General features: G+C 59.9%; 18 protein-coding genes. 7 read left to right on the top strand and 11 right to left on the bottom strand.

The window, feature by feature from the left end; genetic code table 11:
• Positions 1–130 precede the first annotated feature (130 nt).
• Entirely contained in the window at positions 131–1147 is a 1017-nt protein-coding gene (locus tag ACU680_RS26015; protein ID WP_448180921.1) for an FAD:protein FMN transferase, read from the bottom strand.
• Here ACU680_RS26015 and ACU680_RS26010 point away from each other — a divergent pair.
• Both ACU680_RS26010 and ACU680_RS26005 read left to right on the top strand, forming a co-directional pair.
• The gene (locus ACU680_RS26010; RefSeq protein WP_448180940.1) at positions 1074–1415 is read left to right on the top strand and encodes a hypothetical protein; all 342 of its coding nucleotides are present in this window, start codon (positions 1074–1076) and stop codon (positions 1413–1415) included. The two genes, ACU680_RS26015 and ACU680_RS26010, sit on opposite strands and share 74 nt — an antisense overlap.
• 74 nt (positions 1416–1489) lie before the next feature.
• Positions 1490–2791 carry an MFS transporter gene (locus tag ACU680_RS26005; RefSeq protein WP_108590741.1) on the top strand — a complete coding sequence of 434 codons (1302 nt, stop codon included), beginning with the start codon at positions 1490–1492 and terminating at the stop codon, positions 2789–2791.
• A 182-nt stretch (positions 2792–2973) separates the two neighbouring features.
• Here ACU680_RS26005 and ACU680_RS26000 read toward each other — a convergent pair whose 3' ends face one another.
• Entirely contained in the window at positions 2974–4437 is a 1464-nt protein-coding gene (locus ACU680_RS26000; RefSeq protein ID WP_448180920.1) for a glyceraldehyde-3-phosphate dehydrogenase, read from the bottom strand.
• Positions 4438–4791: 354 nt separating this feature from the next.
• Here ACU680_RS26000 and mfd point away from each other — a divergent pair, with 354 nt between their 5' ends.
• The 3 genes from mfd to ACU680_RS25985 are packed head-to-tail and all read left to right on the top strand — an operon-like array spanning position 4792 to position 11520.
• Positions 4792–8241: a transcription-repair coupling factor gene (gene mfd, locus ACU680_RS25995; RefSeq protein ID WP_448180919.1), complete on the top strand. Its 3450-nt coding sequence runs from the start codon at positions 4792–4794 to the stop codon at positions 8239–8241.
• A gap of 10 nt (positions 8242–8251) precedes the next feature.
• Positions 8252–8818, top strand: coding sequence for a CsiV family protein (locus tag ACU680_RS25990; RefSeq protein ID WP_448180918.1), 567 nt, complete (start codon positions 8252–8254; stop codon positions 8816–8818).
• An 11-nt stretch (positions 8819–8829) separates the two neighbouring features.
• Positions 8830–11520 (top strand): DEAD/DEAH box helicase, encoded by a 2691-nt coding sequence (locus tag ACU680_RS25985; protein ID WP_448180917.1) that lies wholly within the window; start codon positions 8830–8832, stop codon positions 11518–11520.
• A gap of 146 nt (positions 11521–11666) precedes the next feature.
• On the opposite strand, the gene ACU680_RS25980 is transcribed toward ACU680_RS25985, so the two are convergent.
• The 4 genes from ACU680_RS25980 to ACU680_RS25965 form a co-directional block, all read right to left on the bottom strand.
• Positions 11667–14960: a DEAD/DEAH box helicase gene (locus tag ACU680_RS25980; RefSeq protein ID WP_448180916.1), complete on the bottom strand. Its 3294-nt coding sequence runs from the start codon at positions 14958–14960 to the stop codon at positions 11667–11669.
• 9 nt (positions 14961–14969) lie between these two features.
• A complete protein-coding gene (locus ACU680_RS25975; RefSeq protein ID WP_448180915.1) occupies positions 14970–15707 on the bottom strand; it encodes an S-methyl-5'-thioinosine phosphorylase in 738 nt (245 codons plus the stop codon).
• Between the two features lie 10 nt (positions 15708–15717).
• The gene (nagZ, locus tag ACU680_RS25970) at positions 15718–16728 is read right to left on the bottom strand and encodes a beta-N-acetylhexosaminidase (RefSeq protein ID WP_367085199.1); all 1011 of its coding nucleotides are present in this window, start codon (positions 16726–16728) and stop codon (positions 15718–15720) included.
• A gap of 158 nt (positions 16729–16886) precedes the next feature.
• The gene (locus tag ACU680_RS25965; RefSeq protein WP_007961819.1) at positions 16887–17594 is read right to left on the bottom strand and encodes a TetR/AcrR family transcriptional regulator; all 708 of its coding nucleotides are present in this window, start codon (positions 17592–17594) and stop codon (positions 16887–16889) included.
• A 229-nt stretch (positions 17595–17823) separates the two neighbouring features.
• Here ACU680_RS25965 and lexA point away from each other — a divergent pair, with 229 nt between their 5' ends.
• Positions 17824–18432: a transcriptional repressor LexA gene (gene lexA / locus ACU680_RS25960; protein ID WP_003226590.1), complete on the top strand. Its 609-nt coding sequence runs from the start codon at positions 17824–17826 to the stop codon at positions 18430–18432.
• Positions 18433–18442: 10 nt separating this feature from the next.
• Positions 18443–18916, top strand: coding sequence for an SOS-induced cell division inhibitor SulA (gene sulA, locus ACU680_RS25955; protein WP_448180914.1), 474 nt, complete (start codon positions 18443–18445; stop codon positions 18914–18916).
• A 97-nt stretch (positions 18917–19013) separates the two neighbouring features.
• Here sulA and ACU680_RS25950 read toward each other — a convergent pair whose 3' ends face one another.
• The 5 genes from ACU680_RS25950 to fadA form a co-directional block, all read right to left on the bottom strand.
• A complete protein-coding gene (locus ACU680_RS25950; RefSeq protein WP_003226592.1) occupies positions 19014–19247 on the bottom strand; it encodes a hypothetical protein in 234 nt (77 codons plus the stop codon).
• 106 nt (positions 19248–19353) lie between these two features.
• Positions 19354–19878: a DUF6586 family protein gene (locus ACU680_RS25945; RefSeq protein ID WP_367085200.1), complete on the bottom strand. Its 525-nt coding sequence runs from the start codon at positions 19876–19878 to the stop codon at positions 19354–19356.
• 143 nt (positions 19879–20021) lie between these two features.
• Complete coding sequence (gene topA / locus ACU680_RS25940) at positions 20022–22652, bottom strand: type I DNA topoisomerase (protein ID WP_448180913.1); 2631 nt, start codon at positions 22650–22652, stop codon at positions 20022–20024.
• Between the two features lie 114 nt (positions 22653–22766).
• Positions 22767–23003 carry a DUF1653 domain-containing protein gene (locus ACU680_RS25935; protein ID WP_007961814.1) on the bottom strand — a complete coding sequence of 79 codons (237 nt, stop codon included), beginning with the start codon at positions 23001–23003 and terminating at the stop codon, positions 22767–22769.
• A gap of 99 nt (positions 23004–23102) precedes the next feature.
• A complete protein-coding gene (gene fadA, locus ACU680_RS25930; protein WP_003226599.1) occupies positions 23103–24278 on the bottom strand; it encodes an acetyl-CoA C-acyltransferase FadA in 1176 nt (391 codons plus the stop codon).
• Positions 24279–24288: the final 10 nt, after the last annotated feature.

Raw genomic sequence — 24288 nt, 5'->3', positions numbered from 1 at the left:
GAAGGAACAATTGGGGGTCAGTAAAGAACCCGGACACAGTCTATAGAAGCGTCAACGCCGCGCACATTAACCCTTGGTCGCGTCGTAGGCTACTTTTGCCTGCACTACAACGCCAGCTTTCGTACTGTTTTCAGTCAATCTTTGCGCCACTGAGGCGCTCGAAAGCCGCACTGGTGCGGATTACAAAACCTGTATCGGCACGAATCACGAAGAATGCACCAATGTCATGTTTTTCGGCATAGTCCCAAGCCCGTTCAGGCCCGAGAATCAGCAACAGCGTCGATAGTCCATCGGCCATCAACGCTGAAGGATGAATCACCGTAACTGACGCCAGGCTGTGTAGGACCGGCGCCCCGCTACGCGCATCGAAGGTGTGGGAATAACGCCGGCCATCCTGCAGGAAATAGTTACGGTAATCACCGGAGGTGGACACGCCGTAGCCATCGACCTGAATGATCCGTTCGGCCACCTGTTGATCGTCACGCGGCTCCTCCAGCGCAATGCGCCATGCCGAGCCGTCGAGCTTCTTGCCTTTGGCCTTCAGTTCACCGGTGGCTTCGGCGAGATAGTCATGGATGCCCATGGTTTCGAGCCGGGCGGCGATGGTGTCGACCGCGTAACCGGCGGCGATGCTGTTGAAGTCAACTTCGACAGCGGAGTCCTTGCACAAGCGGTCGCCGTCGATATGCAAATGGCGGTAGCCGACTCGCTGCAGGGTTTCGGCCAGCGCGGCGGGGTCGGGGACTTTCTCTTCACGCCCTTGCGGGCCGAACCCCCACAGGTTCATCAGCGGTTCGACGGTCAGGTCGTAGGAACCGTCGCTTTGCTCCGACAGCTGTTCGCCGACACGGACCAATTCGAGCACGGCAGCAGGCATGGTCTGGCAGCTGTTCGCTGGCAGAGCATTGAAGCGCTCAATGTCGGAGTCATTGCGATAGGTCGACATCTGCTGATCGACGTCGCTGAGGATTCTTTCAACTTCAAGTTGGACCTGCGCAGCTTCGGGAAGACCGGCGTGGCGCACGTACTTGATCGAATAGGTGCTGCCCATGGTCGGGCCGCCGAAGCTTTCCATGGAGTCGCCGTTGCCGCAGCCGGACAAGCTGCCCGCCAGCAGCAAAAGGCCAATCAGCCTCCCTTTAGACAAATCCCCTACTCCCCACACAAAGCTGAAGATTATGCGCCAGAACCTGCAGGAGCTGCCGAGTGAAACGAGGCTGCGATCTTTGCCTTTGATCTTTGGAAGCAAGATCAAAAGATCGCAGCGTGCCGCAGCTCCTACAGGTTTTCATTCGGTTGATAGCCAGATGCTGGCCCTGGTAATGGCTATATCGTTTAAGCAGCGCCCTAACCAGTTGTTGCCTAACGATCTTTATACACATATGGTTACAAAACTGTTCACGGGTACTGCCTGAGTTTGCCGCGTGACGGCGAGGACGTGTCTAGATCAGGGATTTCCAATAAGACAGCCAACAGAGAGTACGAACCAATGTCCTCCACCACGGGCAAAGGCAAAGCGATTTTTCGCGTTGTCAGCGGCAATTTTCTCGAGATGTTCGACTTTATGGTCTATGGCTTCTACGCCACGGCCATCGCCAAAACCTTCTTCCCGGCCGACAGCGCCTTCGCGTCTCTGATGCTCTCGCTCGCGACCTTCGGCGCCGGCTTCCTGATGCGTCCGCTGGGGGCGATTTTCCTTGGCGCCTACATTGACCGTCACGGTCGTCGCCAGGGCCTGATCATTACCCTTGCGCTGATGGCCGCCGGTACGATCCTGATCGCCTGCGTGCCGGGCTACGCCACCCTGGGTGTCGCCGCGCCGTTGATCGTGCTGTTCGGTCGCTTGCTGCAAGGCTTCTCGGCCGGCGTCGAACTGGGCGGGGTTTCGGTGTATCTGGCGGAAATCGCCACGCCGGGCCGCAAGGGCTTTTTCGTCAGTTGGCAGTCCGCCAGCCAGCAGGCGGCGGTGGTGTTTGCCGGCCTGCTCGGAGTGGGTCTCAACCACTGGCTGAGCCCGGAACAGATGGGTGACTGGGGCTGGCGCGTGCCGTTCCTGATCGGCTGCATGATCGTTCCGGTGATCTTCATCATTCGTCGCTCGCTGGAGGAAACCCCGGAATTCCAGGCGCGCAAACATCGCCCTACCCTGCGCGAAATCGTCCGCTCGATCGGTCAGAACTTTGGCATCGTCATCGCCGGCATGGCGCTGGTGGTGATGACCACGGTGTCGTTCTACCTGATCACTGCCTACACCCCGACCTTCGGCAAGGCTGAACTGCATCTGTCGGATTTCGACGCGCTGCTGGTGACCGTGTGCATCGGTCTGTCGAACTTCTTCTGGCTGCCAGTGATGGGCGCGGTGTCCGACAAGATCGGGCGTAAACCCCTACTGCTGGCGGCGACCATTCTGGCGATCCTGACCGCCTACCCGGCGCTTTCGTGGCTGGTGGCGAACCCGAGTTTCAGCCATTTGCTGATCGTCGAACTGTGGCTGTCGTTCCTGTACGGTTCGTACAACGGCGCGATGGTCGTAGCGCTCACCGAAATCATGCCGGTGGAAGTGCGCACCACCGGGTTCTCGCTGGCCTATAGCCTGGCGACGGCGACCTTTGGCGGTTTTACGCCAGCGGCCTGTACTTACCTGATTCATGTGCTGGATAACAAGGCCGCGCCGGGGATCTGGCTCAGCGGTGCGGCGGTGCTGGGGCTGATTGCAACGTTGGTGCTGTTCCGGGGTAACAAGCATGAACTGCGGACTGCGCAAGCGGCTGTGGCAGGTGGCGCCCGATAGGACGCCATCGCTGGCAAGCCAGCTCCCACAGGGATTTCAGGATGTGACCGCAATCGTGCGACCTCCCCACAACCTGTGGGAGCTGGCTTGCCAGCGATAAGGCCGGTACAGGCAATTGAGATTCAGCAGGCATAAAAAAACGCCCCGACCAAAGTCGGGGCGTTTTCATTTGCAGCCAAGGCTTAGCGCGGGAACGCTGGCGGGTTTACACCGGCCATGTCTTCCATCACGCGAACCACCTGGCAGCTGTAGCCGAACTCGTTGTCGTACCAGACGTACAGAACAACGCGGTTGTCCTGAACGATGGTCGCTTCAGCGTCGACCACACCGGCGTGACGCGAACCCACGAAGTCGGTGGACACCACTTCCTGCGAGTTGACGAAGTCGATTTGCTTGTGCAGATCGGAGTGCAGCGCCATGTAGCGCAGGTACTCGTTCATCTCTTCACGGCTGGCGGCTTTCTCAAGGTTCAGGTTGAGAATGGCCATCGACACGTTTGGCGTCGGAACGCGGATCGCGTTACCGGTCAGCTTGCCGACCAGCTCAGGCAGGGCCTTGGCAGCAGCGGTGGCAGCACCGGTCTCGGTGATCACCATGTTCAGCGCGGCGCTACGGCCACGGCGATCGCCCTTGTGGAAGTTGTCGATCAGGTTCTGGTCGTTGGTGTACGAGTGAACGGTTTCGACGTGACCGTTGATGATCCCGAACTTGTCGTTCACAGCCTTCAGCACCGGCACGATGGCGTTGGTGGTGCAGGAAGCGGCGGACACGATCTTGTCGTCAGCGGTGATTTCGTTGTGGTTGATCCCGTGAACGATGTTCTTCAGCTTGCCTTTGCCAGGCGCGGTCAGAACAACGCGAGCGACACCCGGGCATTGCAGGTGCTGACCCAGGCCATCGGCGTCACGCCATACACCGGTGTTGTCCACCAGCAGCGCGTCTTTGATGCCGTACTGGGTGTAATCCACCTCGGTCGGGTTCTTCGCGTAGATCACCTGGATCAGGTTACCGTTGGCGGTGATGGTGTTGTTTTCTTCGTCGATGACGATGGTGCCGTTGAACGGACCGTGTACCGAATCGCGACGCAGCAGGCTGGCGCGTTTGGTCAGATCGTTTTCGGCGCCTTTGCGCACGACGATGGCACGCAGACGCAGACCGTCGCCACCACCGGTTTTCTCGATCAGGATGCGCGCCAGCAGACGGCCGATACGACCGAAGCCGTACAGCACAACGTCAGTGCCTTTACGGGCCGAAGCGTTTTGCTGACCAACCACGTCAGCCAGTTCTTCACGCACGAACTGCTCGGCGCTGCGGCCATTGCCTTCGCTGCGGAATTTGAACGCCAACTTGCCCAGGTCTACCGAAGCCGCGCCGAGCTTGAGCTCGCTCATGGCTTTCAGCAGAGGGAATGTTTCGTGGACGGAGAGTTCGCTATCGTCGGAGGAACGGTGGCGAGCAAAGCGGTGCGCTTTGAGAATCGCGATGACAGACTGGTTGATCAGGCTGCGGCCATAGATCGAGCTCACCACGTTGTTATTGCGGTAGAGCTGACCGATAAGCGGAATCATCGCTTCTGCGAGTGCTTCACGGTCGATCCATTCACCAAGACACTGGTCGGGCTTCTGAGTCACGGGAACCTTCCACATGTAGGGGCAGAAAAAAGGGGCTACATTATGCCGCCGAGAACCTCTTGTAGCAATGCGCGCTTGTCGCGCAATCGGTAACAAAATTCCGTTCAAAAAAATCACGCCCCGCGCCAGCCCAGTAAAACCGGGGCTTTCAGCGCAGTCAATTTTTCGACGACTGTTAGACGATGTCTGTAACCCTCCGTAACACCAACCAATTTCGGCACTACATAACCCTGAAAAAAGTGCTCGTTTTTATGGTTACCACTACATTTTGCGCAAACAGCGAAGATAGACGCAGTCTGCAACTGACAGCCGGCACCGGACGCCGCTACAATTACCGACTTTGTCGCAAAGCCTGGAGCTCAACCTTCCGTGCCCGTTCTGCGTCTACCGCTTCTCCCTGCCGCGGCAGGTAAACAGCATTGGGGCAACCTGCCCGGTGCTGCCCTCAGCCTCGCGATTGCCGAGGCTGCCAGCGCTGCCAAGCGCTTCACCCTGCTACTGACCGCCGACAGCCAGAGTGCCGAACGGCTGGAACAGGAGCTGAGTTTCTTCGCCCCGGATTTGCCCGTGCTGCATTTTCCCGACTGGGAAACCCTGCCGTACGATTTGTTCTCGCCGCACCAGGACATCATTTCCCAGCGCATCGCCAGTCTTTATAGGCTGCCGGAACTGGCGCACGGCGTGCTGGTGGTGCCAATCACCACCGCCCTGCACCGCCTGGCGCCGACCAAGTTCCTGCTCGGCAGCAGTCTGGTGCTGGATGTCGGACAGAAGCTCGATGTCGAACAGATGCGCTCGCGCTTGGAAGCCAGCGGTTATCGTTACGTCGACACCGTATACGAGCACGGCGAGTTCACCGTGCGCGGCGCACTGATCGACCTGTTCCCGATGGGCAGCAAATTGCCGTATCGCATCGACCTGTTCGACGACGAAATCGAGACCCTGCGCACCTTCGACCCGGAAAACCAGCGCTCCATCGACAAGGTCGAATCGGTCAAGCTGCTGCCGGCCCGCGAGTTCCCGCTGCAGAAAGATGCGGTCACCCGCTTCAAGGCGCGGTTTCGCGAACGCTTCGATGTCGACTTCCGACGCTGCCCGATCTTTCAGGACCTGAGCAGCGGCATCACGCCGGCCGGCATCGAGTACTACCTGCCGCTGTTCTTCGATGAAACCTCGACACTGTTCGATTACTTGCCGCAGGACACCCAGGTGTTCTCGTTGCCTGGTATCGAACAAGCGGCAGAAAATTTCTGGAACGACGTGCGCAATCGCTACGAAGAGCGCCGTGTCGATCCATCGCGTCCTTTATTGCCTCCCGCCGAATTGTTCCTGCCGGTGGAAGATTGCTTCGCCCGCCTCAAGAGCTGGCCTCGGGTAGTCGCCAGTCAGCAGGACGTCGAAGCCGGCGCCGGCCGCGAACGCTTCCCGGCGCAAGCGCTGCCGAATCTGGCAATCGAAGCCAAGGCCACGCAACCGCTGGCAGCGCTTTCGGCATTTCTCGACGAATTCCCCGGGCGCGTGCTGTTCACCGCCGAATCCGCGGGCCGGCGTGAAGTCCTGCTGGAGCTGCTGGAACGTCTGAAGCTGCGGCCGAGAACCGTCGACAGCTGGCCGGACTTTGTCAGCAGCAAGGATCGTCTGGCGATCACCATCGCCCCGCTCGACGAAGGCTTGATGCTCGATGACCCGGCGCTGGCGCTGGTGGCGGAGAGCCCGCTGTTCGGTCAGCGCGTCATGCAGCGCCGGCGCCGGGAAAAACGCGCCGACGCCAACAACGATGCAGTGATCAAAAACCTCACCGAGCTGCGCGAAGGCGCGCCGGTGGTGCACATCGATCACGGGGTCGGACGTTATCTGGGCCTGACGATTCTGGAAATCGATAATCAGGCGGCGGAATTCCTCACCCTGGAATATGCAGAGAACGCCAAGCTCTACGTGCCGGTGGCCAACCTGCACTTGATCGCCCGTTACACCGGCAGCGATGATTCGCTGGCGCCGCTGCACCGCCTCGGCTCCGAGACCTGGCAGAAAGCCAAGCGCAAGGCCGCCGAACAGGTGCGCGATGTCGCCGCTGAATTGCTCGACATCTATGCCCGTCGCGCCGCTCGCGAAGGCTATGCGTTTGCCGACCCGAAAGCCGATTACGCAACCTTCAGCGCCGGTTTCCCGTTCGAAGAAACCCCGGACCAGCAAGCGACCATCGAAGCCGTGCGCGAAGACATGCTCGCGCCGAAGCCGATGGATCGTCTGGTCTGCGGCGACGTCGGTTTCGGCAAGACCGAAGTGGCGATGCGTGCCGCATTCATCGCCGTGCACGGCGGGCGTCAGGTGGCGATTCTGGTGCCGACCACCCTGCTCGCCCAGCAACACTACAACAGCTTCCGCGACCGCTTCGCCGACTGGCCGGTGACCGTGGAAGTGATGAGCCGCTTCAAATCGGCCAAGGAAGTGAATGCGGCGATTGCCGATCTGGCGGAAGGCAAGATCGACATCGTCATCGGTACGCACAAACTGCTGTCCGACGACGTGAAAATCAAAAACCTTGGCCTTGTCATCATCGATGAAGAACACCGTTTTGGTGTGCGGCAAAAAGAACAGCTCAAGGCCCTGCGCAGCGAAGTCGACATTCTCACGCTGACCGCCACGCCGATTCCGCGCACGCTGAACATGGCGGTGTCGGGCATGCGCGATCTGTCGATCATCGCCACGCCTCCGGCTCGACGCCTGTCGGTGCGCACCTTCGTCATGGAGCAGAACAAGAGCACGGTCAAAGAGGCCCTGCTGCGTGAACTGCTGCGTGGCGGTCAGGTGTACTACCTGCACAACGACGTCAAAACCATCGAGAAATGCGCGGCGGATCTCGCCGAACTGGTGCCGGAAGCACGAATCGGCATCGGTCACGGGCAGATGCGCGAGCGCGAACTCGAACAGGTGATGAGCGACTTCTACCACAAGCGCTTCAACGTGCTGATCGCCTCGACCATCATCGAGACCGGCATCGACGTGCCGAGCGCCAACACCATCATCATCGAGCGCGCCGACAAGTTCGGTCTGGCGCAATTGCACCAGTTGCGCGGACGTGTCGGTCGCAGTCACCACCAGGCTTACGCCTACCTGTTGACGCCGCCGCGCCAGCAAATCACTTCCGATGCGGAAAAGCGTCTGGAAGCGATTGCCAACACTCAGGACCTCGGTGCCGGTTTCGTCCTGGCGACCAACGATCTGGAAATCCGTGGCGCCGGCGAACTGCTGGGCGACGGCCAGAGTGGGCAGATTCAGGCCGTAGGCTTCACGCTGTATATGGAAATGCTCGAGCGCGCAGTGAAGTCGATCCGCAAGGGCGAACAACCGAACCTTGACCAACCGCTCGGCGGTGGCCCGGAGGTCAATCTGCGCGTGCCGGCACTGATTCCGGAAGACTATCTGCCGGATGTTCACGCCCGCCTGATTCTGTACAAGCGCATCGCTTCGGCCACCGACGAGGAAGGCCTGAAGGATCTGCAAGTGGAGATGATCGATCGTTTCGGCCTGCTGCCGGAGCCGACCAAGAATCTGGTGCGCATCACTGCACTGAAGTTGCAGGCCGAGCAACTGGGCATCAAGAAAGTCGACGGAGGCCCGCAAGGTGGACGCATCGAGTTCGCCGCGCAGACGCCGGTCGACCCGATGACCCTGATCAAGCTGATCCAGACTCAGCCAAAACGCTACAAATTCGAAGGCGCCACGATGTTCAAGTTCCAGGTGCCGATGGAACGCCCGGAAGAGCGCTTTAATACTGTAGAGGCGCTGTTCGAGCGCCTCCTCCCGAAAACTGTTTGAAGGACGCCGCATGCGCCTGTTTCGCTCACTGACTTTGCTACTCACTTTCGTAGCACCGATGGCGTTTGCCGACGACCTGTATCAGGTCGAAATGATTCTGGTGCGCCAGAACGCCGTGCCGGCGATCGTCAGCCGTGCCGCCCCGGAAGACTGGGCCGCCGGAGCTCAACGCCTGAGTGATGACAGCTTGCGCACACCTGCGCTCGGCGACGTTGCCAGCAAACTCAGCGCCAGCGGTGATTACAGCGTGCTGATGCACAAGGCCTGGCAGCAAACCCTCGGCGAAGCGCCGACCAAGGTCGCCGTCAGTGACGGCAAGGAACAGTTCGGTCAGTTCCCGATCGAGGGCACCCTGGAAATGAAACTCGGGCGCTTCACCGACGTGAACGCCGACTTTTGGGTCAACCAGATCGACGCCAACGGCATGGTCACCGCCAGCGAACGCCTGAAGCAGGACAGCCACACCAAGAATGGCCAGCTCAACTATCTCGACAATGGCCACCTGGCCCTGCTGATCAAAATCACGTCCCTGACGGCGCCCGCCCCTCGGCAAGCCCCTGAAGCGATTCCGGACTGATCGAAGTCCTTATGTCCCCGCCCCTGAGTAAACCGTTGGCACCCTCCTGGGTCAGCCGATTCAAGGAACAGAGCCTGGAGCGTGGCCGCCGCTACGCCCTGGAGAACCGGGTACGCATCGCGCAGGTGGGCGATGCGACCATCACCGCCAGTTGCGAAGGCTCTGGCGGTAATGTCTACCGTCAGACCATTCACTTGCGCGAGTCAGCCAAAGGCACCCTGCTGCTGGTTGACGCTACCTGCACCTGCCCGGTGCGCAACAACTGCAAACACTGCGCTGCAGTACTCCTGCAAGTGCAGGAAACCCTCGAATACCCTGCCGCCGCAAAAGACGCCGAACTGCTGGAAAAACTCCAGGCCGTATTGGAGAACCGCAGCCCCAAGGCGCCGCCGCAAGTGCTGGTGGACAACGTGCAGCCACTACCGCGCTTGTGGCTGGCCAGCGTCGAGTTCAGCGCATTCGAACCACGCAACGGCAAGATGCAGCGCTACATCCAGCATCGCGCGGCGCTGTCGTTCAGCTATCTGGATGAATACGTCAGCGGGCAGAAAAACAGCGACATCCTGATCCGTCAGGAAACCCAGACCCTGCGGATAAAACGCCACCCTGAGGTGGAACAGTCCTACCGCGAACAGTTAAGAATCCTCGGCTTTCGTATCGCCACGCGCCAGAGCAAAGCGCTGCCAGAAAGCGCCGGCGAGCTGTACGAAATGGTCAACGACAGCGCGTGGCTGACGTTCACCCTCAATGAATTGCCGAAGCTGCGTACCCAAGGCTGGGAATTGCAGATCGACGAGGAATTCGGCTTCGACCTGACTGCCGTCGACGACTGGTACGCCACCGTCGAACAGGCGCCGGAGCGCGACTGGTTCGATCTGGAACTGGGGATCATCGTCAATGGCGAACGGCTGAGCCTGCTGCCGATCCTGCTCAACCTGATGCGCTCGCACGCGGAAATCCTCAACCCGGAACGCCTGGCACGGCGACGCGATGACGAGCTGATTCTGGTCAATATTCCACAGCGCAACAGTGAGCACGGGCCGCTGCAAGTGGCGTTGCCCCTTGGCCGGCTGAAACCGGTACTGACGACGCTGGGCGAGTTCTACTTGCAGGAGCCGGGCGAAACCACCCTGCGCCTGAGCAAGGCCGACGCTACGCGGCTCAACTCGCTGGAAGGCCTTCCCTTGTTGTGGGAAGGTGGCGAACAGATCCGCAGTTTCGCTCAACGCCTGCGCGACATCCGCGACTACAGTGCACAGGCGCCGAAGGGCTTGAACGCGACGCTGCGTCCCTATCAGCTCGAAGGCTTGAGCTGGATGCAGTCCCTGCGTCAGCTTGAGGTCGGCGGGATCCTGGCGGACGACATGGGCCTGGGTAAAACCCTACAGACCTTGGCGCATATTCTCAGCGAGAAAAACGCCGGGCGCCTGGATCGGCCATGCATGGTGGTGATGCCTACCAGCCTGATCCCGAACTGGCTCGACGAAGCTGCGCACTTCACGCCGCAACTGAAAGTGGTCGCGCTGTACGGTGCCGGCCGCAAAAAGCATTTCGAGCATCTGGCCGACTTCGACCTGATCCTGACCACGTATGCACTGCTGCCCAAGGACGTCGAACGGCTGGCACAACAGCCCTTGCACGTTCTGGTGCTCGACGAAGCCCAGTACATCAAGAACCCCAACAGCAAGGCCGCACAGGCCGCTCGCGAACTCAACGCGCGCCAGCGTCTGTGTCTGAGCGGTACACCGCTGGAAAACCACCTTGGCGAATTGTGGTCGTTGTTCCACTTTCTGCTGCCGGGCTGGCTGGGCGATGTCAAAAGCTTCAATGCCGACTACCGCGTGCCGATCGAAAAACGCGCCAGCGAGGTCAGGCTGCAGCACCTCAATGGACGGATAAAGCCGTTTCTGCTGCGCCGCACCAAAGAACAAGTGGCCACCGAACTGCCGCCCAAGACCGAGATCATCCACTGGGTCGATCTCAACGAAGCCCAGCGCGACGTGTACGAGACCATGCGCCTGGCGATGGACAAGAAAGTCCGCGACGAAATTACTCGCAAAGGCGTGGCGCGTAGCCAGATCATCATTCTTGAAGCCTTGCTCAAGTTGCGTCAGGTCTGCTGCGACCTGCGCCTGGTCAACGACGCTACCCTGCCCGCCCGCGGCAGCACCTCGGGCAAGCTGGACAGCCTGATGGAAATGCTCGAAGAGTTGTTCGAAGAAGGTCGGCGAATTCTGCTGTTCTCGCAGTTCACCTCGATGCTGTCACTGATCGAGGACGAACTGAAGAAACGCAACGTGGCCTACGCCTTGTTGACTGGCCAGACCCGCGATCGGCGCACGCCAGTGAAGGAATTCCAGAGCGGCAAACGTCAGATTTTTCTGATCAGCCTGAAGGCCGGCGGCGTCGGCTTGAACCTGACCGAAGCGGATACGGTGATCCATTACGATCCGTGGTGGAACCCGGCGACCGAGAACCAGGCAACCGACCGCGCCTATCGAATCGGCCAGGAAAAACCGGTGTTCGTCTACAAGATGATTGCCCGGGGCACGGTGGAAGAGAAGATTCAGCACCTGCAGAAGGAAAAATCCGACCTGGCGGCAGGCGTGCTGGATGGGCGCAAGGCCGGTGACTGGAAACTGCAGAGCGATGATATTGAAGCGCTGTTTGCGCCGTTGCCGGACAAGTTCGACAAGCGTTGAGATGTGTTTTTCAGATAATTGCCATCGCTGGCAAGCCAGCTCCCACGGTGCTTTGCGTCGAGCACTATTTTGTGAACATTACAAAACCTGTGGGAGCTGGCTTGCCAGCGATGGGGCCATCAGATGTCGAACTCTGACCTGGACAGTCAACCCCTGGAAACCGGCAGCGGCGCAAACAGCGCCTCGATGTCACTCTGCTCCAGCTTGAACCCACCTGTCGTACCCCCTTCCAGCACTGCCCCGGCCAGCGCAGCCTTCTCCTGCTGCAGCGCCTGGATTTTTTCCTCCACGGTACCTTTGGCAATCAACTTGTAAACAAACACCGGATTGTTCTGCCCGATACGATAAGCGCGATCAGTTGCCTGATTCTCCACTGCCGGGTTCCACCACGGGTCGAAGTGGATCACCGTGTCCGCAGCCGTCAGGTTCAGACCGGTACCGCCAGCCTTGAGGCTGATGAGGAACAACGGCACCTTGCCGCCCTGGAAATTCTTGACTGGCGTGCGCCGGTCGGTGGTGTCGCCAGTCAGCAACGAATAACCGATAGCGCGCTGCTGCAACTCCTGCTCGATCAGCGCCAGCATCGAGGTGAACTGGGAGAACAGCAGGATGCGCCGACCTTCGCCGAGCAACTCTTCGAGCATCTCCATCAGGCTGATCAGCTTGCCGCTGCCCGAGCGCAATGCCTTCGCCGTGAGAGGCATGTTGATCAAGCGCAGATCGCAGCAGACCTGCCGCAGCTTGAGCAAGGCATCAAGAATGATGATCTGACTGCGCGCCACACCACTGCGGGCAATTTCATCGCGCACTTTTTTGTCCATCGCCACGCGCACCGTTTCATAGACGTCGCGCTGGCCGTCGCTGAGTTCAACCCAATGGATGATTTCGGTTTTCGGCGGCAGCTCAGTGGCGACCTGATCTTTCTTGCGACGCAGCAGAAACGGCTTGATGCGCGCCGTCAGGTGCTGCATGCGCTGGACATTGCCATGCTTCTCGATCGGTGTGCGGTAATCGCGGTTGAAGGATTTGCTGTCGCCCAGCCAGCCAGGCATGAGGAAATGAAACTGCGACCACAGCTCGCCGAGATGGTTTTCCAGTGGCGTGCCGCTCAGACACAAGCGCTGACGGGCCTGCAAGTCACGTGCGGCCTGCGCCGCTTTGCTCAGCGGGTTCTTGATGTTCTGCGCTTCGTCGAGAATCAGTACGCTCCACGACTGCGGCCGCAACGTTTCAAGATCCCTGGGCAGCAAGGCGTAAGTGGTCAGCACCAAGTCGTATTCGGCGAGATTGGCGAAGTCTTTTTGCCGCCCGGTCCCATGCAGCGCCAGGACCTTCAACTGAGGCGTGAAGCGCTGGGCCTCGTCGAGCCAGTTGGGAATCAGACTGGTCGGCATCACCGCCAGTGCCGGGCAATCGAGGCGCCCGCCGTGCTTTTCCGTGAGCAGATGCGCCAGGGTCTGCAGGGTTTTGCCCAAGCCCATGTCATCGCCAAGAATGCCGCCGACCTCCAGCTCCCGCAGAGTCTGCATCCAGCCAAGGCCTTCGAGCTGATATGGGCGCAGTTGCGCATTAAGGCCGGCCGGCGCAGCAATGTGGGTGTGACTGGAATTGTGCAGCCGCTTGGCAAAAGTGCGCAGGCGTTCGCCGCCCTGCCATTCCAGTGGCACGCCATCGAGCATACTCAGGCGCGCGGCGTCTGGAGCAGTCAAGCGCAGCGCATCGCCCTGATGTCCGCCCAGGTACAGCTCGCCCAGCGTCGCCATCAGCGGTTTGACCCGACTCAGCGGCAACGCCACCTTGGCGCCTGCCGGGTCACCAAAACCGCTGGGCTTGAGTTCAATAAGGAGTTTTTCGTCGTCGCTGCGTTGCGCCAGATTCACCGGGTCGAGCAAACGTGGCTGGGTGCGCAACAGATGCAGAAGGATCGGCAACAAGCTGTAGCGCTCGCCATTGACAACGATGCCCAGTTGCAGATCAAACCATTGATGCCCGACCTCCTCTTCAACCTCCGCGTACCAGTGTTCAACCGGCTGCACATCGAAATGGAAGCCGGGACTGATTTCGATTTCCCAGTCCGCGGCGCGCAGTGTGGCAAGCCCTTCGTGCATGAATCCGAGCCAGGCGGAATCATCCGGCAAGGTGAACATCTCGCCGGGACGATCCATAGCGCTCTTGCGCGTGGCTTTTTTGAAGCCGTGCTTTTGCAGGCTCTGGCGCAGCTTCTTTTCCATCGCAGGCTGGCGTCGAATGCGCTGGGTTTCAGTGCCATTGAGGATCATCACTTCCGGATGACGATCCACCGCCGGATGACCGTTGTAGGTAAACACCAGAGCGGCGCGGTGTTCCAGAACGTATTCCCAGCGCGAACGCTCCCGGCCGCTGACCAAGGTCAGTTGCGGCTGCGGAAACACGTCATCAATGATTCGTTCGGTGAGTTTGTGCGGCGGCGGGATTTTGGTCATCGCGCTCATGCGATGGCTGAACTGCATCGCCTGACGCGCGGGGATGTCTGGGGCGAGGGTCAAATGGCAGGCCAGTTTTTCTTCCAGCTCACTGAACAGAGGGCCAACCTGTCGCTGCTCACGATCAAGGTAATAAAGCGGCTCCAGCGCCAGCACGGTTTCCTGCGCTGCCTCGGCACTGCTCCACTGGGCGTGGAACCCACCGTCGGCCTGCTCGGCCCAAGAGAACCACCCCATGCGTTTCTCGCCCGGCGACAGTGGCTGCAAGTTTTCGAAGTCGAGGAACAGGCGCGAGGTGCGCAGGAGCATTTCCAGCAATTCCGCGCCACTGCTGCCTTCCAGCGGATAGCCGCTGTAATAGGCATGATGGGAATGCAAGGCGACCAACAGCCTGGCGACGCGCAGATCCAGTTCGGACAAATAACCGGGCTGGCGCATGAGCATGTCCGAGAGCGAATACATCGGTTTTACTTCGCGTAACTCGCCGCTCTTGAGCTGATGGACCTTGAAAATATCGAGCAGCCACTTGCCGTTCGCAGACGTGGGTTTGAGCTTGTAAAACAAGCGCGTACCCGCGATTTGCGCCCTTTCGTCGACGGGTTTGACCGGAACGGGGATAGTCGAAAGCCAATGCTCCAGCGCCCGCCCCATGGGGATCTGTGCGTCACTTTCGGACGTATCATCGTCAATGCCCTGCAGGTGATAGAGCACCGCCGCGCAGTGCTTGCAATCAATCACGACGGGGCAGGTGCATATGCAACGCAAATTAATAGATCCCAGGCGATCTTCGGACAGGTAGATGCTTTGTTCATACGCCTGAGTTTCCGAACCGACGCAGAACGCCTCGATTTTCCTGTCATCGATCTCGATGATCTCTACCCGATCATCGGCAGCATAAGCGCGGGCCTTGGCCAACGCCTTGCTACTGAATGCGTGAGTCCATGCCAGCCCTTTAAGCCGCTCGATGAAAATGCTCATGGACAGCCCTTAGCTGGCCAACACCCGCGCGAGCGTCGATTTCACCTTGCCCATCCCGTCATGCAGCGCCTGCTCGATCTCGGCCATGGTGATAACCGCCGTGGTCTTGCCCGCTGCCGGGTTCACCACCAGCGACAGACAGGCGTAATCCAGATCCAGCTCACGGGCCAGTGCCGCTTCCGGCATGCCGGTCATGCCGACGATGTCGCAGCCATCGCGCTCCAGACGCACGATTTCGGCCACGGTTTCCAGGCGCGGGCCCTGAGTGCAGGCATACACGCCCTGATCGCTGTATTCGCAACCTTCGTCAGCCAGCGCGGCGATCAGTTGCTGACGCAGTGGCTCGCTGTAGGGGAAGCTGAAATCGATGTGGGTGACGTGCTCCAGATCATCGGCGAAAAACGTGTGCTCGCGACCGCTGGTGTAATCGACGATCTGGTGTGGCACGCAGAAATGCCCGGTGCCCATGGCCGGATGGATCCCGCCCACCGCGTTGACCGCGATGATCGCCTCGGCGCCGGCCTGCTTCAGCGCCCACAGGTTGGCGCGGTAGTTGACCTTGTGCGGCGGGAAACGGTGCGGATGGCCATGACGGGCGAGGAACAGCACTTCTTTGCCGGCGTATTCGCCGATCTGCACGTCGGCCGATGGCGCACCGTAGGGCGTGTCCACCGCCAGCGACTGGCGAATGGTCAACCCTTCGAGTTGAGTCAGACCGGTGCCACCGATGATTGCGTAAACCGTCATAGCAAAATCCTTAATCGATCAGTTGAGCGTCTTTGAGCGCGCCGATGGCGGTAAGCCAGCGCGGGTCCTGGCGGTAGTCGGTGCTGGCGAACGCCTGCCCGCGCATGCGGGCGATGCGCGCGGACGGCTTGACCTTCATCCGTTGCGCAGCACTCAGAGCCAGTTCGGCCGCTGCCCGGTCGTTGCACACCAGGCCCATGTCACAACCGGCGCTGAGCGCGGCTTCAATCCGGCTGGCGGCATCGCCGACCACGTGGGCGCCGGCCATCGACAGGTCGTCGCTGAAGATCACGCCGTCGAACTGCAATTCGCCGCGCAGGATGTCCTGCAACCAGCGGCGGGAGAACCCGGCAGGCTGCGAATCGACTTGCGGGTAGATGACGTGGGCGGGCATCACTGCGGCCAGTTGTTTGCTGAGTCTGGCGAAGGGTACGAGGTCGTTGGCGCGGATCTCGTCGAGGCTGCGCTCGTCGTTCGGGATCGCCACATGGGAGTCCGCCTCGGCCCAGCCGTGACCGGGGAAATGCTTGCCGGTAGCGGCCATGCCCGCGCTGTTCATGCCACGGATGAAGGCGCCGGCGAGTAATGCGGCGCGCTCGGGATCGCCCTCGAACGAACGAGTGCCAACCACGGCGCTGCGCTGGTAATCAAGATCCAGTACCGGGGCGAAACTCAGGTCGAGGCCGACCGCCAGCACTTCGGTGGCCATGATCCAGCCGCATTGTTCGGCGAGGAATTCGGCGTTCGGGTTGTCGGCAATGGCGCGCATCGCCGGCAAGCGCACGAAGCCCTGACGCAGGCGTTGCACGCGACCGCCCTCCTGGTCCACCGCCAGCAGCAGATCCGGGCGAATGGCGCGGATCGCCGCACTGAGCTCACGCACCTGGCGTGGATGCTCGATGTTGCGCGCGAAAATGATCAGGCCGCCCACTTCGGGCTGACGCAACAATTGGCGATCTTCGGCCGTCAGCCAGGTACCGGCGACGTCCACCATCAACGAGCCTTGCAGGCCAGCAGTCATAGAGATTCCTTGAAAACGAAAAACCCGATCCGCCAGAAATCGCTACCGTGAGCAGTGCTCGGCAGGCCAATAATTTCTATGGAGATCGGGTTCAGAACGAAAGTCGGCATGGGCGGCTAGCTTAGCGGATACAAGCAGCCGCGCCCACCCGTGTGCGGTTAAACCTTGGCGGCCACCGGAGTCGATTTGCTGCGCGGGCGAAGCTGCGCAGTCGCCATCGCCGGGTCGGTGACACCGGTTTCGGCACGCATGCCAGCGGCGAGGAATGGCACCATCAGACGCATCACCTGTTCAATCGAGGTGTTGACACCGAAATCGGTCTCGGCAATCGCGCGCAAGGCCTTGATCCCGGACATGCTGAACGCCGCAGCACCAAGCATGAAGTGCACGCGCCAGAACAGCTCGATGGGAGGAATGCGTGGAGCCGCTTCGTTGACCAACAGCATATAGCGGCGGAACACCTTGCCGTACATGTCTTCCAGATAACGACGCAGGTGGCCCTGGCTCTGACTGAACGCGAGGCCGAGCAAGCGCATGAAGATCGACAGGTCGTTGCCGCTGCGTGGCTGCACCACCAGCGCCTGCTCAACGAGGATTTCCAGCAGTTCCTCAAGCGTCGGCTTGTTTTCAGGCTTGGCCTGCCGCCGCTCCAGCTCCTTGTCGAGGCTGATACAGAACGGCCCGAGGAAGCGCGAGAAAACCGCCTGGATCAGCGCCTTCTTGGAGCCGAAATGATAGTTCACCGCCGCCAGGTTTACCCCGGCCTTGCTGGTGATCAAACGCAATGAGGTTTCGGCGAAACCTTTCTCCGCGAACAACTGCTCGGCAGCATCAAGAATGCGTTCAACGGTTTCCGACTGGGCCATGGCTACTCCGCCTGACAAACACTTGTTTGAAACATACGTTTCAGCCTGTGCCTTGTCAAGCCTGCCGGTTCGCTTTGGGAATGGTCGGTCAGCTATTTAACCACACTCGCCCGCTTCATTAATCAGCAAGGCCGCCGACCGTCCGGCGGCCTGTAAAAAAACGGGCATTGCCAAGACCGCTTCACTGTATATAATCCCAGTCACTGTATAAAAAGACAGAGCGATCAATATGCTAAAGCTGACGCCACGCCAAGCCGAGATTCTGGCCTTTATCAAACGCTGCCTCGAAGACAACGGCTACCCGCCAACCCGCGCGGAAATCGCTCAGGAGCTGGGCTTCAAGTCGCCGAACGCGGCCGAGGAACACCTCAAGGCCCTCGCCCGCAAAGGCGCTATCGAGATGACCCCGGGCGCCTCCCGCGGCATTCGCATCCCCGGCTTCGAAGCCAAGGCTGACGACTCCACCCTGCCGATCATTGGCCGGGTCGCCGCCGGCGCGCCAATCCTCGCCCAGCAACACATCGAAGAGTCCTGCAACATCAACCCGGCCTTCTTTCATCCCCGCGCCGACTACCTGTTGCGCGTGCATGGCATGAGCATGAAGGACATCGGCATTTTCGACGGTGATCTGCTGGCGGTGCATACCACCCGCGAAGCACGCAATGGCCAGGTGGTCGTCGCACGTATCGGCGATGAGGTGACCGTCAAGCGCTTCAAGCGCGAAGGCAGCAAGGTCTGGCTGATCGCCGAAAACCCCGAGTTCGCCCCTATCGAAGTCGACCTGAAAGATCAGGAACTGGTGATTGAAGGCTTGAGTGTCGGCGTCATCCGCCGCTAAAGGAGGCTTTATGCAGTTCCCACACACACCTCAGCAGACACAACTGTCTTTATTCGAAGCGTTTCTGGCACAACCGATGGCCCCGATCCTGAAAGACGTGGTCGAGCGCCCATGGATTGCCGAACCGGAAGTATTCAGTGAGCTGTCACTGCGCGGCGCAGCCGGGAACTGCCTGAACCTGCTAGCCCCGATCCTTCGCGAACTGAGCGAGGATCAGGACGCACGCTGGCTGACGCTGATCGCCCCTCCAGCCAGCCTGACACAAATCTGGCTGCGCGAGGCCGGCCTGAACCGTGAACGCATTCTGCTGCTGCAACCACGCGGCGCGCAAAGCGCTCAGCAACTGGCCTGTGAAGCATTGCGTCTGGGTCGCAGCCACACGGTCGTGACTTGGCTCAACCCGCTGACGCTCGGTTCACGGCAACAGCTGATCAGCGCTGCCCGCACGGGCGACGCTCAGAGCCTGAACATTCGATTGGGTTGATTCGCGTGTAACACGCGCTGTGTGAAGCGCAGGGCTTCTCCAGGGACAGAGAAGCCAACTTGGTGCAGTAACGGCAGACACCAAAAAGCAGCGGGGATCAGTGAAGAACCCGCGGCCCTTCTTCCTTATCAAATTCGCCTTCGACCATACGACCGGCCATCTGTACGCCGACGCTCAACATCGCCTTGGCGATTTCCACGTGCTGGCCTTGCAGGAACGCCTTGGCATCCTCGGAGAAATCCAGCGTCACCAGAGAACCCTCGTCCTCAGCCCTGCGCAGTTCGATTCGGCCGTCTGGTAACTCGACAATTTCTAGAAAGGACGTTGGCATATAGGTCTGTTCTCCACGAAAGGCAGGGATTATATAGACATCATTCAGGCTTCGCTCGGGATCTTGACCAGCAGCATGTTTCAGATTGCCACTGTGTCAATTGTCCTCAGCACTCGTTCAAGCCTTCGCGAAAGCGGATGGCCAAGCCTTTGAGATGCTGCCGCCAGCTCTCCAGCTCTTCGCGACTCAACTCCTGCGGCGACTCTTCTTCATCCAGATTAACCGCCTGAATCAATGGCTGCGTCACATCGCCCTTGGGCTTGTGTGGCACCCGTGGCGGCTGGAACAACGCCGAGTGCGCCGCCAGCAGTTTCGCCAGCCAGGTTTCAGGGTTACCGGCCAGCTCCACCATCTCGGCCAGCTCAGGGATCGCAATCGACTCCAGAACATCACGAGTCAACAGCGCTTCGGCCCGCGACGCATTGGCCTGAGGCAGACGATAGAAACCGGCGATCTCATGACACAGCCCCAACAGCGCACCGTAGAGGTGAAACAGCGCCGATTCACGCCCGGCCTGAATCAACGCCAACGAATTCATCGCCCGCCCCTCTTCGGCGCGAGCCAGAGCTTCCAGCGACAGGCCGGCGAAATAGATCTTCTGATTGGTGCGGGTATAGAGTTCGTGCGCCATGCCGATAGTCTCCACAGCGAAATAATTGCGTCACACAGACCCGACAGTGTCGTGGATCAACGGATCCGACCGCAAGCACAAAACAAAAAGGCCGCATGAAACCCGAGGGTCATCATGCGGCCTTTTGTGTATCAGGCTAACGCTTACTCAGCCTTGGCTTTCGTGCGCTTGTCTTCAACAGTCCACTTGCCACCGTCGTAGTAAGCCTTCCAGCCGGTAGGCTTGCCGTCGACCTCGGTCTGCACGTATTGCTCCTTGGTCTTGCGGCTGTAACGGATTACTGCCGGCAGACCATCAGGGTCCTTCTGCGGTGCTTCGCAGAGGAAGTGGTACTTCGGATCAATCTCGTCCTTGTGCGGCAGAATCTCGATCACCAGCGGAGCACGGGTCTCGCGGTTTTTCGGGAACTGGCTGGCCGCCAGGAACAGACCGGAAGCACCGTCGCGCAGGATGTAGGTGTCGTTGACCTTTTCGCATTTCAGCTCAGGCATCTTCACCGGGTCCATCTTCGGCGGCGCCGCGTCACCGCTCTTCAGCAGTTTGCGGGTGTTCTTGCAGGTCGGGTTGGTGCAACCGAAGAACTTGCCGAAACGGCCAGTCTTGAGCTGCATCTCGCTGCCGCACTTGTCGCACTCCAGGCTCGGACCTTCATAGCCCTTGATGCGATAGTTGCCTTCCTCGATTTCGTAACCGGCGCAATCCGGGTTGTTACCGCAGATGTGCAGTTTGCGCTTCTCGTCGAGCAGGTAGGCATCCATCGCGGTGCTGCAGATCGGGCAGCGATGCTTGCCGCGCAGCACCAGCGACTCCGACTCGCCCTCGTCGTCCGCAGCAATCTCGTCGCCCGGCACCAGGTTGACGGTGGCCTTGCAGCGCTCTTTCGGTGGCAGGCTGTAACCCGAGCAACCGAGGAACACGCCGGTCGATGCAGTACGGATCTGCATCGGACGACCGCACGTGGTGCACGGGATATCAGTCATGACCGGCTGGTTGGCACGCATGCCGCTTTCCGGGTTCTCGGCTACTTCGAGCTTCTTCTTGAAGTCACCGTAGAACTCGTCCAGCACGTTTTTCCAGTCGCGTTCGCCCTGAGCTACATCATCGAGGTTCTCTTCCATGCCGGCGGTGAAGCCGTAGTCCATGAGGTTCGAGAAGCTCTCCGACAGACGCTCGGTGACGATATCGCCCATCTTTTCCGAATAGAAACGACGGTTGTGCAGGGTCACGTAGCCGCGATCCTGAATGGTCGAAATGATCGCTGCATAGGTCGAAGGACGACCGATGCCGCGTTTTTCCATTTCCTTGACCAGGCTCGCTTCGGAGTAACGGGCCGGCGGCTTGGTGAAGTGCTGCGACGGATCGAGCTTGATCAGCTTCATCGCGTCGCCCTGCGCCATGTCCGGCAGAACATCGTCATCGCCAGGCTTGGCGATCTGCGGCATGACGCGGGTGTAACCGTCGAACTTGAGGATACGGCCCTTGGCGCGCAGCTCGAAGTCGCCAGCTCCTACGCTGACGGTAGTCGACAGGTATTGCGCCGGGAGCATCTGGCAAGCGAGGAACTGGCGCCAGATCAGCTCGTAGAGGCGCTCCGCATCGCGCTCCATGCCCACCAGCTTGCTTGGAGTGGTGTTGGCATCGGAAGGACGAATCGCTTCGTGAGCCTCTTGTGCGCCTTCTTTGCTGCTGTAGACGTTCGGCGTTTCCGGCAGGTACTTCTTGCCGAACTCGTCTTCGATGTAGGTGCGCGCCATCGCCACGGCATCAACCGAGAGGTTGGTCGAGTCGGTACGCATATAAGTGATGTAGCCGGCTTCGTACAGACGCTGGGCCATCATCATGGTTTTCTTCACGCCGAAGCCCAGGCGGTTGCTCGCGGCCTGCTGCAGGGTGGACGTGATGAACGGCGCCGACGGCTTGCTGCTGGTCGGTTTGTCTTCGCGCTTGACGATGCTGTAGCTGGAAGACTTGAGCTTCTCCAGCGCGGCCATGGCCTGGGCTTCGTTGAGCGGTTTGAAGGCTTCACCCTTCTCGCGCGCCACTTCGAAACGTACGGTCGAACCCTTGGCGGTGCCAAGATCAGCGTGCACTTCCCAGTACTCTTCCGGGTTGAACGCACGAATCTCGCGCTCACGCTCGACCACCAGCTTCACGGCAACCGATTGCACGCGACCGGCCGACAGGCCACGGGCGATTTTCGCCCACAGCAACGGCGAGACCATGTAACCCACGACGCGGTCGAGGAAACGACGCGCCTGCTGGGCGTTCACACGATCGATGTCCAGCTCGCCCGGCTCGGAGAAGGCTTCCTGAATCGCCTTCTTGGTGATTTCGTTGAACACCACGCGCTTGTAGCGGCTGTCGTCACCACCGATGGCTTCGCGCAGGTGCCAGGCAATGGCTTCCCCCTCGCGATCCAAGTCGGTTGCGAGATAGATGGTGTCAGCATCCTTGGCGAGCCGGCGCAGCTCTTCGATGACCTTCTCTTTGCCCGGTAGGATCTCGTACTGGGCTTTCCAGCCATGCTCGGGATCGACACCCATGCGCGAGACCAGTTGCTTGCGCGCTTTCTCTTTCGGCGTGAGCACCGGCCCCTCGCCCGCGGCAGCCTTGCCGCGCTTGGCGGCTGGCTCTTTGCTGGCGCTAGCCGAACCGCTGGTGGGCAGGTCTCGGATATGGCCGATACTCGACTTCACCACGTATTGGTTGCCCAGATACTTGTTGATGGTCTTGGCCTTAGCCGGGGATTCCACAATGACCAGCGATTTGCCCATGGATCAGAAAATTCCTGAATTCTAGAAGTGAAAGGCGGTTGGCGCCTGACGCGGCACCGCTATATATAGTTGATACAAGGTGAGGTCAAGCACAGGGTTCTGTACGCACTCGCCTCATGCCTTGGAAAAAAGGCTCGGTTCGGCTTGCACCAAAGCAAAGCGTGGCACCTGCTCGCCGTCAACCTCGACAGACTCGACGAACATGCTCAAAGGGCGTACCCAAAAGCCGTAATCCCCATACAGTGCTTGGTAAAACACCACTTCCTCTTCGGTCTCGGAATGTCGCGCAACACTGAATACGCGGTACTGCGGACCTTTGTAATGTTGGTAGAGCCCAGGTTGTATCGGCATGTTTTGGCCCTCACTCAAATTTTTTCAAAATAAATACAAAAATAAATCCACAAAAACAAAAACCGGGGCACTTGGCCCCGGCTTCCATCGACGAGACGCTTAAACGCGTTCGAAGACGGTGGAGATGCCTTGGCCGAGACCAATGCACATGGTGGCCACCCCGAAGGTGCCGCCATTCTGCTTCATCACGTTCAGCAAGGTGCCGGAAATACGTGCACCGGAGCAACCGAACGGGTGACCCAGGGCGATCGCGCCGCCGTGCAGGTTAACCTTCTCGTTCATCTTGTCGAGCACTTTTAGATCTTTCAGCACTGGCAGCGCCTGTGCAGCGAAAGCTTCGTTGAGTTCGAAGAAGTCGATATCGTTGATGCCAAGGCCCGCACGCTTCAGGGCTTTTTGTGTCGCCGGCACTGGACCATAGCCCATGATCGCCGGATCCACACCCGCCACTGCCATCGAACGGATCACCGCCATCGGCTGGATCCCCAGGTCCTGCGCACGCTGCGCCGACATCACGATCATGCACGAAGCACCATCGGTGATCTGCGACGAAGTACCGGCAGTCACGGTGCCGCCCTTTGGATTGAAGGCAGGCTTGAGGGCCGCCAGACTTTCCAGGGTGGTTTCCGGACGAATGGTTTCGTCGTAGTCGTACAGCTTCAGGAAGCCGTTTTCGTCGTAGCCCTGCATCGGGATGATTTCGTCTTTGAACTTGCCTTCCACAGTTGCCTTGTGGGCCAACTGGTGGGAGCGCACGCCAAAGGCGTCCTGCTGCTCACGGGTGATGCCGTGCATCTTGCCGAGCATTTCTGCGGTCAGACCCATCATGCCCGAGGCTTTCGCCGCGTACAGCGACATGTGCGGGTTCGGATCAACACCGTGCATCATGCTCACGTGACCCATATGCTCGACGCCGCCAACCACGAACACGTCACCGTTGCCGGTCATGATCGCTTGCGCTGCTGTGTGCAGGGCACTCATCGACGAGCCGCAAAGACGGCTGACGGTCTGGCCGGCCGAGGTGTGCGGGATCTGGGTCATCAGCGACGCCATGCGCGCGATGTTCCAGCCTTGTTCCAGGGTCTGGTTCACACAGCCCCAGATCACGTCCTCGACTTCAGCAGGATCGACCTTGGCGTTGCGTTCCAGCAGTTTGCTGATCAGGTGCGCCGACATGTCTTCGGCGCGGGTGTTGCGGTGCATGCCGCCCTTGGAGCGGCCCATCGGAGTACGACCGAAGTCGACAATCACGACGTCTCTAGGATTCAAGCTCATAAGTTCACTC

The organism is Pseudomonas sp. LF020, assembly GCF_053456425.1.
Note: the sequence above shows the minus strand (reverse complement) of the source record. Positions and strands in the feature narration are given on the sequence as shown.

What these genes read in the sequence shown, in the direction of transcription:
- ACU680_RS26010 (WP_448180940.1), top strand. Translation starts at nt 1,074, where the DNA reads ATGGAGTCGCCGTTGCCGCAGCCGGACAAGCTGCCCGCCAGCAGCAAA.
- ACU680_RS26005 (WP_108590741.1), top strand. Translation starts at nt 1,490, where the DNA reads ATGTCCTCCACCACGGGCAAAGGCAAAGCGATTTTTCGCGTTGTCAGC.
- ACU680_RS26000 (WP_448180920.1), bottom strand. Translation starts at nt 4,437, where the DNA reads ATGTGGAAGGTTCCCGTGACTCAGAAGCCCGACCAGTGTCTTGGTGAA.
- ACU680_RS25990 (WP_448180918.1), top strand. Translation starts at nt 8,252, where the DNA reads ATGCGCCTGTTTCGCTCACTGACTTTGCTACTCACTTTCGTAGCACCG.
- ACU680_RS25985 (WP_448180917.1), top strand. Translation starts at nt 8,830, where the DNA reads ATGTCCCCGCCCCTGAGTAAACCGTTGGCACCCTCCTGGGTCAGCCGA.
- ACU680_RS25980 (WP_448180916.1), bottom strand. Translation starts at nt 14,960, where the DNA reads ATGAGCATTTTCATCGAGCGGCTTAAAGGGCTGGCATGGACTCACGCA.
- ACU680_RS25975 (WP_448180915.1), bottom strand. Translation starts at nt 15,707, where the DNA reads ATGACGGTTTACGCAATCATCGGTGGCACCGGTCTGACTCAACTCGAA.
- nagZ (WP_367085199.1), bottom strand. Translation starts at nt 16,728, where the DNA reads ATGACTGCTGGCCTGCAAGGCTCGTTGATGGTGGACGTCGCCGGTACC.
- ACU680_RS25965 (WP_007961819.1), bottom strand. Translation starts at nt 17,594, where the DNA reads ATGGCCCAGTCGGAAACCGTTGAACGCATTCTTGATGCTGCCGAGCAG.
- lexA (WP_003226590.1), top strand. Translation starts at nt 17,824, where the DNA reads ATGCTAAAGCTGACGCCACGCCAAGCCGAGATTCTGGCCTTTATCAAA.
- sulA (WP_448180914.1), top strand. Translation starts at nt 18,443, where the DNA reads ATGCAGTTCCCACACACACCTCAGCAGACACAACTGTCTTTATTCGAA.
- ACU680_RS25950 (WP_003226592.1), bottom strand. Translation starts at nt 19,247, where the DNA reads ATGCCAACGTCCTTTCTAGAAATTGTCGAGTTACCAGACGGCCGAATC.
- ACU680_RS25945 (WP_367085200.1), bottom strand. Translation starts at nt 19,878, where the DNA reads ATGGCGCACGAACTCTATACCCGCACCAATCAGAAGATCTATTTCGCC.
- topA (WP_448180913.1), bottom strand. Translation starts at nt 22,652, where the DNA reads ATGGGCAAATCGCTGGTCATTGTGGAATCCCCGGCTAAGGCCAAGACC.
- ACU680_RS25935 (WP_007961814.1), bottom strand. Translation starts at nt 23,003, where the DNA reads ATGCCGATACAACCTGGGCTCTACCAACATTACAAAGGTCCGCAGTAC.
- fadA (WP_003226599.1), bottom strand. Translation starts at nt 24,278, where the DNA reads ATGAGCTTGAATCCTAGAGACGTCGTGATTGTCGACTTCGGTCGTACT.